Below are 13312 nucleotides of genomic sequence, written 5' to 3'. Positions count from 1 at the left end.
GCCTTTTTGTTTTGTTACTTTTATTTTGGGCAAGCAAAATAAAAGTAAAGAAAGTCAGATAGAGCGACAAACTTATAAAGTAGGTAACCTATACTTATATAAGTTAAGCTATATTCTAAATGAGGATAATAAAAAGGAATTGGTTTCCTCACATTTACTTTTACTATGTCATTAATCAAGCAAAAAACCTATAAAACAACCTGCTCCTACTGCGGTGTAGGTTGTGGAATGGTGGTTCATAAAGATAATAAAGGCAACCTCAAAGTAGAAGGTGATCCAGAGCATCCCGGAAGCCAGGGTATGTTGTGTTCTAAAGGAATGAACCTGCATTACACGGCCATGGACACTTCCGACAGGCTCTTGCATCCGGAAATGCGTTGGAACCGCAACAGTCCTTTGCAGCGGGTAAGCTGGGATACTGGTCTTGATAGAGCTGCTGCTGTTTTCAAAACTTTGATAAACAAACACGGGCCAGATTCTGTAGGTTTCTATGTATCTGGTCAGTGCCTCACGGAAGAATATTATATAGTTAATAAACTGATCAAAGGATTTATTGGCAGCAATAACATAGATACCAATTCCCGCCTATGTATGAGCTCAGCAGTGGTGGCTTATAAAATGGCATTGGGGGAAGATTCCGTTCCGATAAGCTATGAAGATATTGAACTGGCCGATTGTTTTCTGATTGCCGGGGCTAATCCTGCCTGGTGCCATCCCATTATTTTCCGCCGCCTGGAAGCACACAAAGCCAAGAATCCAGATGTAAAGATTATAGTCGTAGATCCCCGCAAAACCCAGACAACTTCCATTGCAGACCTACATTTTCAGATCAATCCAGGTACAGACATCGTGCTATACAATGCCATCGGCCGCGGACTGATTGAGCGGGATAAAATTGATGCAGACTTTATTGCCAACCATACGGAAGGATTCAATAGCTACCGCCAGATGGTGATGGGGCGGACGATTAAAGAAGCAGCCAAGATATGTGGCGTAAAAGCAGATGATATTTACTGGGCTGTGGAATATATTGGCCGGGCAGAAGGGTTTATTTCTATGTGGGCCATGGGACTGAACCAGAGCGTAATTGGCGTGAATAAGAACTTTTCCCTGATTAATTTATCCTTAATCACCGGCAAAATCGGCAAACCAGGTTCCGGGCCTTTTTCCTTGACTGGTCAACCGAATGCCATGGGAGGCAGGGAAGTAGGTGGATTAAGCACCATGCTGGCGGCTCACCGGGATCTGAAAAATCCACAACACCGCAAAGAAGTGGCTGATTACTGGGGAGTGCCTGCTGTACCGGAAAAACCAGGCTATACAGCCACTGAAATGTTTGAAGCCTTACGGGATGGCCGCATGAAAGCGATCTGGATTATTTGTACTAATCCATTAGTCAGTCTACCTAACTCTCAGGTGGTAGAAGAAGCTTTACAAAATGCCAAGTTTGTAGTAGTACAAGATATTTCTAACCGGGCGGATACCGTTAAATATGCTGATCTGGTACTTCCGGCAGCCGCATGGGCAGAAAAAACCGGCACCATGACCAATTCTGAACGGCGGGTGAGTTACCTCAATAAAATCATTGATCCACCGGGAGAAGCCTTGCCAGATGTGGAGATTCTGTGCCGTTTTGCTAAAAAAATGGGCTTTGGCAATAGTTTCAACTATGAAGATGTTTCGCAGATTTATGATGAACATGCCGGACTTACCAAAGGCACCCGGATTGATGTAAGCGGATTAAGCCATGCCAGATTAAAAGAAAAAGGCACTTTCCAGTGGCCTGTGCCAACTTCAGATTCTCCAGGCACACCGAGGCTTTTTACTGATCATCAGTTTTATACCACTAATAAACGGGCTACGATTTACACCGTTCCGGACGAAAATCTATCTGAACCGCCAACAGAAGATTACCCCCTGATCTTAACTACCGGGCGTATCCGTGACCAGTGGCACACCATGACCAAAACAGGCAAAGTGTATAAACTGAAGCAGCATATTGACCGTCCATTTCTGGAGATTCACCCGGCCGATGCCAAAGTGAGAAATATTGCAGAAGGTAATCCGGTTGTTATTTCTAACCGCTATGGACAGGTACAAGTGAATGCAAAAATTACCGATACCATAAAAAAAGGGGTGGTTTTCCTGCCGATGCACTGGGGTAAGATTCTCAACCAGTCTAAGGGCAGAGCCAATAATTTAACTACACCTTTAATTGATCCGGTATCAAAAGAACCAGATTTTAAATTCTCCGCTGTACAGGTTGAAAAGTATATAAAAACGAAACAAAAAATACTAGTGATTGGGGCAGGGGCTGCTGCTTCCCGCTTTGTTAGTGCCTACCGTGAGTGGAACGTTCAAGACGAAATCCATGTGTTCAGCCGCGAAGTTATTCCGTTTTATAACCGGGTGATGCTCCCTGATTATATCAGTGGTGCCATGCCATGGGAGAAGTTAATTAAACTCCGCCGCGAAGAACAGGAAAAATTGCATGTGCATTTGCATAATGGAATTTCTATTCAGTTTATTGACCGGGAAAACAAAACGGTATTGGATACAGAAGGAAACAAGCATTCATATGATTTGCTTTTACTGGCTACCGGAAGCAGCGCCTCCTTACCCAAAGATTTGAACACCGACCTGGAAGGCATTTTTACGATGCGTACCCGCCAGGATGCCGATCTGCTGAAAGCCTATACCGAAGCCGGAAGCCATGTAGTAATTATTGGCGGTGGCTTGTTAGGCCTGGAACTGGCAGCCTCTCTCCGTGAACTTTCCAGAAATGTCACCATTATTCAGCGGGTATCTCAGCTCATGAACCGGCAACTGGATAAAATTGCCAGCGACCTGCTTCACGAAGAAATGACCGACCGGGGAGTAGATATTTACTACAACGACCAGGTAAAATACTTCACCGGAAAAGATAAAATAGGGGGTGTACGTTTAGCTAGTGGCCGCACCATTGAATGCGATGCCGTGGTTTTCGCCATTGGCACCACACCTACTATTGATCTGGCCAAAGGGGCGGGTTTGCAGATAAACAGAGGCATTGTGGTGAATGAATATCTGCAGACGAGTGATCCGGATATATTTGCCATGGGCGAAATAGCAGAGCACCAGGGCATGCTCTATGGCATTACGGCCGCAGCCGAAGAACAGGCTGATGTAATTTGTAAATACCTGAACGGCGATTGGCTGAGTTATTACAAAGGCTCTTTATCTATGAACATCCTTAAAATGGAAGGGCTGAAATTATGCTCTATCGGGATGATTGAGGTTCCGGCAAATAGAAAAGACTATGAAGAAGTGATTTTTATTGACAAATCTAAGCGGTACTATAAAAAATGCATCATTCATCAGGACCGGCTGGTAGGTGCTATCTTAATGGGTGACAAAACAGAGTTCATTGAGTTTAAAGAGTTAATTGCCAATCAAACCGAACTTTCCGAGAAACGCTTGCAATTGCTTCGCTCTGGCAAATCGAGAAGGGATGCCGCGGTAGGTAAACTCATTTGCTCCTGCAACAATGTGGGCGAAGGAAATATCCAGAAGGTGGTTCAAGACGGCTGTGCTCAGTTGACGGATGTTTGCAAGGCTACCGGTGCCGGTATGGGCTGTGGCAGTTGCAAGCCAGAAGTAAAAGCTATCATAGAGAAGTCCCTGGTAGCTAGTCAGTAGATTTAAGTCACAACTGACGATTTTTAGCTAATCTATATCGCATAATGAACAATACTAGAATCTGTGAAATTTGTAAAGAACTGTGCTATGGCTAGTAATATAACCCTTCGATTATTTACTAATGGTGGTATTATTACCCCAGAAGAAGTAAGAAAAGTAATTGAGATAGCTCGTATGTGTGGTTGTGATAGTATTATACCTGGCTCTCGTCAAGAGGTATATCTGCAACTAGAGAAAGTCTATCTACCCATAGCAGAAAAGGAGTTAAGCAAAAATGCCCTCAAGTATACATTAGTAGAAGATAGTAAGCAAAACATTGTTACTTCCTTTGCTGCGTTGCAAATACTGCCTACCACAGCATGGTTATTAGGAGATACGTACCTGGACATTCTGGATTCTTTTGTTTATCAGCCCAGGCTAAAGATCAATATTGTAGACCCGCTGCAAAACCTGGTGCCGCTGTTTACTGGTGAGCTAAACTTTATAGCTTCCTCGTATCCCCGGTACTGGCATTTATATGTTAATTTCTCTTTCTTCGGAAAGAGGCAAATATGGCCTGTACTCATAGATGGGGAGGATATTGTTACGGTATCTAAACTAATTGAGGAGGTATATTTTCAACAGCAACTAGATACCATACAAGATTTGTATTTGGCTGTTTCTCATACATTCACGGGCAGAACACGGCAATGGGAAGAAGAGCTTCAACTGACGGCACATTCATTTCCTGTTATTGAAGGAATGTATTCGTATGGAAACTCTTACTGGCTGGGTATCTATCGCCGGAATCAATCTTTTCCACTGAGTTTTCTGGAAGCCCTCTACAACCAATGTATCGAATCTAAAATTGGGAAAATCTGCCTAACTCCTCATCAAACACTTCTTATCACAGACATCAAAGCCGAGCATAAAGCCAAATGGGAGAAACTACTAGGCCTGCATCAGATACATAACCACCACTCAGCGTTAGAAGTAAACTGGCAAATACCAGATCTGGAGGTGGAAGCCCAACGGTTAAAAAATACCTGGGTAAGGGAGCTGGAAGAAAAGGAGGTTTATACCACAGGGCTCAGTTTTGCTATCCAGACAAAGCCGATGGATGTTACTACTTCTGTACTCATCAGACAAACCAGTGAAGCGGGCCAAACCAGGTACGATATTTTACATACACACGATTTTAGCACACACTCGCTGCAATGGCAGGTGTTCGCTACTAATCTATCTGAGCAAGTAGTGGCTTCTGTACTAATAAATCTTTGCCAGCTGTATTATACGCAGGTAGATCAACATTTTCCATCCATCTTTTCTGAAGAGAAGCCTGTTTTTATTGCCACTCATGACGTATATCAATGCAGCGATTGTTTAACTGTGTATGATCCGGAGTTTGGAGATGAGGCAGCTGCTATACCAGCCAGTACAGCTTTTGAAGAACTACCGGATAGCTATGTTTGCAGCCTGTGCGAAGCTTCCAAACAACGCTTTGTGGCTCTTAAAAAGGAAGAAGCAGTAACCCGGTAACACGTTTCAAATGAGATTTTTACCTTATGTCTCTTAATGGATTCTATCGCAGAAAAATTATCAGAGCTAAGCTGTTTTTTTATGTAAAAAAAGTATATTTATAATGCCTTTTCCTGATAAGCTAGTAAAATCCTACTCTACTAATTTTATTCTCTAGCCTATTTCTTCAGAAAGCTCACCAGAGGAGTAATAAACTGATCATATGCTTCAATATGTGGCAAGTGGCCAATGTTGTTAAGCTCCACTAAAGCAGATTGCGGAATTCGTTTGGCAGCACTTTTTCCTAATTCCGGATAGTTACCCATGGTTTTGCGTGTTTGTTCGTCTACCAGATTTTTTCCTAAGGCCGTTCTGTCCCGCTGTCCAATGATTAATAGGGTAGGTGCCTTAAGCTGCTCAAACTCATAAACTACAGGTTCGGCAAAAATCATGTCATAGGTAAGAGCCGAGTTCCAGGCAATTCTGGGGTAGTCTGGACTCAAGGTCCATCCGGCTTGCAGGTTTACCCAGCGGTCGTAGTCTGGTTTCCATTTTCCATCGTAGTAATTTTCGAGCTGGTATTTTTTTATCTGCTCATAGTTGCTTTTCAGCTCAGACTTGTACCAGGCATCTACTCCCTGGTAAGGCACTTTTTGCCGCCAGTCTTCCAGGCCAATAGGGTTTTCCAGAATTAGTTTTTCTACTAGCTGCGGATACATCAATGTAAACCTGACAGCCAGCATCCCGCCCATCGAGTGACCTAAAACGGCTGCTTTCCGGATAGCTAGTGAATCTAGCAGCACTTTGGTATTTTGTGCCAACAACGGAAAACTATATTGCAGATGGGCTGGTTTAGAAGATTTACCAAACCCTATCTGATCAGGAATAATTACCCGGTAGCCATGCTTACTCAAATCTGTGGCTGTTTTTTCCCAATAAGCCCCATTAAAATTTTTGCCATGCAGCAGCATTACTACTTTTCCATTAGAATTTTGTGGCTTCACATCCATATAGGCCATTTTCAGGCTTTCTCCTTGTAAAGTCAATTGAATATATTTTACAGGATAGGGATAAGCCACTTCTTCGAGTGTTAATCCTAACGGTTGTACAGGCTGTGCCTGAGCCTGAGTAAGCAAAGCGGTAAAAACAAGTGCAACAACTAAAAATACTTTCTTCATTCTTTATTAAGGTTGGATACTTACCAAGAGATATACGGGAATGAGGAACATTGAGGTATTACCTGTGCGGAGCTATAGTTTAATTAATTTTAGTAATACATGAGTACTAACCCTATTTGCCAGTCCTTTGTAGTAAAAAGTGCAAAAACTTTATTCTATAATACCATTATTACTATTATTTTTTCATCTTTAGAGCGTGTTTAAAATTTTATTCACAATACAAGCAATAATAGAATGAAAAGCAAAATAGAACACTATTCCGTGAGCGCAGGCCTGAAAAAACTGCGGGCCATGCGTGGGTTTAGAGCGGGGAAGCGTTGTTTTTTCTAGATTTTTCTTTGCATGGCACAAGGCTGGCTCAAAGCATGTGCTTTGCCCCTTTCTTTGTAGCAATGACAAAGAAAGTAAGATGTCATGCTGTAAGTCATAATGTTAGTTCTTATTTGATAAATTTTAAACATGCTCTTAAGCAGTTTTCAAACAACTCCATCATCTATAATCTATTGAACATATGATAAAAGTAGGATTTAATGTATTAGCCTGGTCTGCCGGATTACCAGACACATTGCTTCCCATTACGGAAAAATTGAAAAACATCGGTTACGACGGTGTAGAATTTGCCCTGGATCATCAGGGACTGGACGTGTATAAACGGTTTAATAAGCACCTGTCTGATTTGGGGTTGCAATCTACCTGCGTAATTGTAATGGGTCCGGATGAAAATCCGGCAAGCGACTCAGCGGCTGTCCGGGCTAAAGCCTTAGATAGTCTCCGCAACTACATAGACCGGGCCCATGCCTTAGGCGCCCAGGTAATGTGTGGACCCTTTCATTCGGCTTTTGCCACCTTTTCGCGGAAAGCGCCAGAGGAGCAGGAGTATCAGCGGAGTGCAGAAGTGCTGCGGGCTGCCGGAGAATATGCCGCCCAGGCTAAGCTGATGTTAGCTCCTGAAGCCTTAAACCGCTTTGAGTGCTACTTGTGCAACACCATGGAGCAACTAGTGAAGCTCATAAATAGGGTAGATCACTCGAATGTAAGAGCTATGTTTGATACGCACCATGCGAATATGGAAGAAAAAAAGTTTAAAACAGCCATTGAAACCGTAGCTCCGGTACTTGCGCATGTACACATCAGTGAAAACGACCGCGGCACGCCTGGCGATGGCCACATCCAGTTTGATGAAGTATTTGCTACGTTGGCAGAGGTGAACTATAGTGGTTGGCTAACCATAGAAGCATTCACCCGCAGCGACCCGGATTTTGCCAATTCTATTAACGTATGGAGGGAATATTCAAAACCCTGGGAAATGGCAGAAAACGGTCTGAAATTTATCAAGCAAATGAGCCAAAAATATAAATTATAAAATATTGTTTTTTGCTAAAGACAAGGAGTCAAGTATACTATACACTAACCTATAGTATACTTGACTTCTTTCCGCTTATATACTTTTCTTCCTTCCTAAATTCTGCAAACGTTTGCAAGGGCAGATGCTTTCTATAAAATAGAAAGTAAACAAATTCTTTCCTTCAGAATAGATCAAACTGTTGCTTTTTTCTCTATATTGTTACTTTAACAAGTAATTATTAGATATATTTAAGAAAAAAATTATTAATCTGCTATTGCAATTTACACTACCAAAATCAGCTACCTGTTAAACTACCTAATTAATTACTGCAATGAAAGACGATGTGGTCTGGGCACAATTTAAAAATGGCAGTGAAGAAGCGTTTGCTCTCCTCTATAAGCAACATGCCAAACTCCTTTATGCATATGGTATAAAACTGGTAAAAGACAGAGACCTGGTAGAAGATTGTATCCATGATCTTTTTATGGACTTGTGGCGGAGAAAAGAGTTCCTCAGTGAAACAGATTCTATTAAGCTGTATTTGTTAAAAGCCCTGAAGCGCAAAATCCTGCGGGTGTTATCAAAGAACAAAAAAAACCAGGACGCTGCTTATTCTCTATCCGATGACTATACCAGTCAAGTAGAGTTCTCTCACGAAAGCCTACTTATCTCAGCACAGTTAACTTCCGAACAGGAGGAAAAGTTAAAACAAGGAATAGATAAATTAAGCCACAATCAGCGGGAAATAATTTTTCTGCGGTTTTACGCCCGTCTAAGCTACGAAGAGATTGCAAGTATGCTGGCAATTAATTACCAATCTGTTAAAAACCTGATGTTCCGCTCCATGAAATCCTTACGCAAAGAGTTTGTCTCCTTGCTGGTTGGCTTTTACTTTTTCCTCTGATCTGATACCTTCTTTTGGTACGAATAAAAAGCGGCCCCTGCCAGGTCAGCCGTTTGAAATTAGCCCGCCTGAAAAAATCCAAAAAAAAATTCAAAATACGTGAGTACCTAACCGCACTTGTGGTGCTATGTATATAAACGGGAAAAAATTGTGATCTTTCATGGAGTATTTGGATTATTCAGTAGAAGAGTTTCTGGCCGACGAGCAATTTCAGCAGTGGGTGCTGGCTCCTGAAGAGGAAAATCAGCAATTCTGGGAGAATTTCTTGCGGACATACCCTGAAAAAAAACAGGTTGTGGTACAAGCCCGTGAAGTATTGCAATCCATTGTTTCCAAAGAGATTCCACCGGTAGAAGAAAGCCGCCTGGATACCTTGTGGCAACGGATTGACAGCAGCCGAAAGCAGGAAACTACCTATGCGCCGGAAATACCTTTACAAAAACCTGCAAAGGTCTTACCGCTGTACACCAAGATTGCTGCCGTTTTTCTAGGATTACTGGTTAGTAGCTTTTTGATGTATTTGTGGCTGAAACCTGCGCCCATGCTGGAGTACCATACCGCATTTGGCAAAACGAAAAAGATTGTGCTGCCAGACCATTCCATCGTGATTTTGAATAGCAACTCTACCATCCGGTATGCTTCTGAGTGGAGTACCCGGCAACCAAGAGAAGTCTGGATAGAAGGGGAAGCCTATTTTTCGGTAATACATACCCAGAACAATCAGAAATTCCAGGTAACCACCCCCTCAAAAATGGTAGTGGAAGTGCTGGGCACCCAGTTTAATGTAAAAGACCGGACAAGTGGTGCACAGGTGGTATTGAAAGATGGTAAAGTGAAACTACTGCTTACGCATACCGGAGAAGAAAAGCAGGTAATGATGGCACCCAGTGAAGCGGTAACCTTAACTAAAACTGCTTCCGGTTACACTAAAAAAAGGGTAGACCCCAACCAGTACCTTTCGTGGACACAACATAAACTGATTTTTAAAAATACGCCTCTGGCTGAAATTAAAACCTTACTTGAAGAAACCTATGGGTTGACGGTGAAAATACCCAATGAAAGTTTACTGGAGCAGCAAATTTCCGGTTCCGTACCGAGTGATAACATAGAAAGTTTGTTGTTTGCCTTGTCGGAGTCTTTTAACTACCAGATTATACAACAGAATAATCAGCTTTTATTTTTAGAACGAACATCTAAGTAAAAAAACAAAAACAGTATCCTGTCTTTTTTGGTGAGCAAACCTCACCCAGGGGATGGTTTTTGCAAAAATAAACCTAAATCTTCCATGCGTATGAGAAAGCTAACCAGTTACTGCTTACTGCTTTTGCTGCCAGGACTGCCACTAACGGCAACTTCCCAGACGGTAGCCTCCCTGATCCACGACCAGCCCAAAGTATCCCATCAACCAAAGCTACCTTCACAAACGGTATCCCTGGAGGAAGCACTCATTAGCCTTGAAGTGGCGTATAAAGTGTCCATTGTTTATAAGAGTGAACTGGTGCAGAACAAGCTTACCAAAAGTATACACCTGCAGCCAACGTTAGACGAAACCCTGGAAGCCTTACTCAAGCCGCACAACCTGGAATTTAGAAAATCTAAAAATGTATATGTTATTGTAAAACAAGAAGATAAGCCTTCAGCGGCAAGGGAGTTGATGTTTCATCAGATCAATCATGAAGCCCTGCCATCTGCTGTTATGGCAATAACCATAACCGGCCGGATAACCGATGAAAATTCGCAGGCACTGCCAGGGGTAACTGTATTAGTAAAAGGAAGTACCGTAGGAACTACTTCCGATGTAGATGGCAGATACAGCCTGAACGCACCGGATGGAAATGGCACACTGGTGGCTTCTTATATTGGATATACCACCCAGGAAATCCCTATTAACAACCGTACGGTGATTGATATTTCATTAGCTCCTGATGTGAAAGCCCTGGAAGAAGTAGTGGTGGTCGGCTATGGTACGCAGAGGAAATCAGACTTAACTGGCTCGGTAGGTACCATTAAGGCCGAAGCCCTGCAGGAACGCCCGGCAGCTTCGCTAAACCAGGGTTTAGCAGGCAGAATAACCGGGGTAAACGTATCTGTCAACTCTGGCCGTCCGGGTGGCCGGGCCAATATCCGTATCCGCGGAAATACCTCAGTGAGTGTAACCAATAACCCGCTGTATGTCATTGATGGGGTTATTCTGAACGTAACCAACCTTACCAACGGCAGTACCCCTATTGACTATATTAACCCTAATGATATTGCTTCTATTGAAGTATTAAAAGATGCTTCGGCTACCGCTATTTATGGGGCCAGAGGGGCCAATGGGGTTATTCTCGTAACCACTAAACGGGGTAGCCAGGGAGGCGGCAGAGTTACCTATGATACCGATTTTAGTGTAGGTGTGCTTCCCCGCAAAATACCGTTACTGAACTCCAGAGAGTTTTTACTGGTAGAAGAACTTGCCTATGCCAATGCACAAAAATATGATCCGGTTGGCTGGGCCGGCGGCAAATATACAGACCCTAAAACCAAACGGACCAACCCACTGCTGTTTGATTCTAATGGCAATCCCCTCTACGATACCGACTGGCAGGATGAAGCCTTCCAGAGAGCATTAACCCAGAACCATCAACTATCTTTTACTGGTGGCAATGGAAAAGACAGTTATGGGGCCTATTTAGGATACAGAGATGAAAATGGGTTAGTGAAAAAATCCTGGCTGAAGCGTTTTTCCGGCCGTTTTGTGATGGATACCCAGATCAAAGACTGGTTACGCGTGGGTGGTACCATTAGCTATAATGACCAGAGTGAGAACCAGATAGATCCGCTGGGTGCTGGCGGTATTATTGCCATGCGGCAGGTGCTGGAAGCTTTGCCCATCATTCCGGTAAAATACCCCGATGGCCGCTGGGGAGGCAATGAAGATTATCCTGGTATGGAGGGTGGCGGCAATCCGCTGCATATCTTAAATGAACGGCTGTTTTATGTAAAAACACAGACCATGCTGGGTAATATCTATGCAAACATCAAACTAGCGGAAGGGTTAGAGTTACGGTCAACGGTAGGTACCAATATTATAAACCAGCGGATAGACTATTATGGTGGACGCAACCTGAACTATATCTCCCGCAACCAGGGTGGCGATGCTTCTATCACCAACGAACGGCATAATTCCTGGCAGTTCGAAAATTACCTGACCTACAACAAGCGGTTTGCTGATATACATTCCTTTAATGGATTGCTTGGTCTTTCCTGGCAACATGTGGATAGGTTCTCCAACACAGCCCAGTCGCAGCGGTTCCAGGATGATTATTATACATTCAATAATTTAGGAGCTGGCTCTAACGTAATTGCCCCCAGTTCTTCAACCAGTGCCTATGGCTTAAACTCGTATTTCGGCAGAATTAACTATGGCTTGAAAGATAAATACCTGGTTACCTTTACCGGCCGTATAGATGGTTCCTCTAAGTTTGGTTCCTCTAACCGCTATGCCTTCTTCCCCTCTGCCGCTCTGGCCTGGCGTGTATCCGATGAAGGATTTATGAAGGATATTCCGCTCATTTCTAACTTAAAGCTGCGTACCAGCTATGGGGTAACCGGTAACTCTGAAATTACAGCGTATCAGGCCCTTGCCGGTATGGGAAACTACCAGGTTGTGTTCAACGAAGGGAGAGCCATTGGTATAGGGGTAAACAGGCTGGCAAATCCGGATCTGCGCTGGGAAAAAACGCATCAGATAGATGCTGGCGTGGAACTGGGCTTATTCCGCAACCGGATTTCAGTAGAAGTAGATTTGTACCGCAAACTCACTACCGATATGCTGCTTAGTGCACCGGTACCCTCCAGCAGTGGCTACACAACGGTTAGCCGCAACATTGGCAGCATGGAAAATAAAGGCATAGAGTTTGGCTTGAATACGGTAAATATTAATGCCACAAATTTCTCATGGAATACCACCTTTAATATTTCAGCCAACAAAAACAAAGTAATTGCCTTAACCGGAGGGGCCGACATTTTTGAAGGCTCTACCGTAATCCGGGAAGGTGAACCGGTAGGCTCTTTCTTCGGATATGTTCACCTGGGTACCTGGAAAACTTCCGAAGCAGACGAAGCGTCAAAATACCTGAAGAAGCCCGGCGACATTAAATACCAGGATACCAACAACGATGGGGTAATTAATGACAACGACCGGGTAATTATCGGAAAAGGGATTCCGGATGGCTTTGGCACGTTACTGAACACGTTCCGCTACAAAAACTTCGACCTGACTATTGACCTGCAATTTATGTACGGCAACGATGTGCTCTTTAGAAGCAAACACTCTGCCGAAGACCGGGTAGGTATTGCCAACAGCTTCAAGACGGTACTCAATGGCTGGACACCAGAAAATCAGGATACACCACTTGCTGAATTACGGCCAGTATCTGCCGGGTACAACACCAACAACGATACCTACCGGGTGCAGGATGCTTCTTTTGTCAGAGGAAGAAACTTGCTGCTAGCCTATACTTTTGCTCCGGAACTGGTAGAAAAAATTCACCTGAACAGATTACGGGTGTTCGCCTCTACCCAGAATTTCTTCCTGCGGACCAAGTATGCCGGTTACGATCCGGAAGTATCTACTTCCGGAAGTACTTTCGATCAGGGTGTAGCCTTATATGATTACCCCAAACCCAGAGTATTTATGGTGGGCCTCAATATTGGATTGTAATTGTT

Annotated in this window: 7 protein-coding genes; 6 read left to right on the top strand and 1 reads right to left on the bottom strand. The window is 43.5% G+C overall.

Features of this window, described 5'->3' with window-relative positions:
• Positions 1 to 165 precede the first annotated feature (165 nt).
• Positions 166 to 3678 (top strand): nitrate reductase, encoded by a 3513-nt coding sequence (locus Q0590_RS10830; RefSeq protein ID WP_302037553.1) that lies wholly within the window; start codon positions 166 to 168, stop codon positions 3676 to 3678.
• Positions 3679 to 3765: 87 nt separating this feature from the next.
• Positions 3766 to 5196 (top strand): rubredoxin, encoded by a 1431-nt coding sequence (locus tag Q0590_RS10825; RefSeq protein WP_302037552.1) that lies wholly within the window; start codon positions 3766 to 3768, stop codon positions 5194 to 5196.
• A 158-nt stretch (positions 5197 to 5354) separates the two neighbouring features.
• Here the strand turns inward: Q0590_RS10825 and Q0590_RS10820 are convergent, their stop codons facing one another.
• A complete protein-coding gene (locus Q0590_RS10820) occupies positions 5355 to 6353 on the bottom strand; it encodes an alpha/beta fold hydrolase (protein WP_302037551.1) in 999 nt (332 codons plus the stop codon).
• A 511-nt stretch (positions 6354 to 6864) separates the two neighbouring features.
• Here Q0590_RS10820 and Q0590_RS10815 point away from each other — a divergent pair.
• From Q0590_RS10815 to Q0590_RS10800, 4 genes are all read left to right on the top strand, one after another.
• Complete coding sequence (locus Q0590_RS10815; RefSeq protein WP_302037550.1) at positions 6865 to 7716, top strand: sugar phosphate isomerase/epimerase family protein; 852 nt, start codon at positions 6865 to 6867, stop codon at positions 7714 to 7716.
• Positions 7717 to 8029: 313 nt separating this feature from the next.
• Positions 8030 to 8602, top strand: a complete 573-nt coding sequence (locus Q0590_RS10810) for an RNA polymerase sigma factor (RefSeq protein WP_302037549.1) — start codon at positions 8030 to 8032, stop codon at positions 8600 to 8602.
• Between the two features lie 160 nt (positions 8603 to 8762).
• Positions 8763 to 9803 carry a FecR family protein gene (locus Q0590_RS10805; RefSeq protein WP_302037548.1) on the top strand — a complete coding sequence of 347 codons (1041 nt, stop codon included), beginning with the start codon at positions 8763 to 8765 and terminating at the stop codon, positions 9801 to 9803.
• Positions 9804 to 9893: 90 nt separating this feature from the next.
• The gene (locus tag Q0590_RS10800; protein WP_302037547.1) at positions 9894 to 13307 is read left to right on the top strand and encodes a TonB-dependent receptor; all 3414 of its coding nucleotides are present in this window, start codon (positions 9894 to 9896) and stop codon (positions 13305 to 13307) included.
• The last annotated feature ends 5 nt before the right edge of the window (positions 13308 to 13312 follow it).

The organism is Rhodocytophaga aerolata, from assembly GCF_030503435.1.
In the GTDB taxonomy this organism is placed as follows: Bacteria; Bacteroidota; Bacteroidia; order Cytophagales; family 172606-1; genus Rhodocytophaga; species Rhodocytophaga aerolata.
Note: the sequence above shows the minus strand (reverse complement) of the source record. Positions and strands in the feature narration are given on the sequence as shown.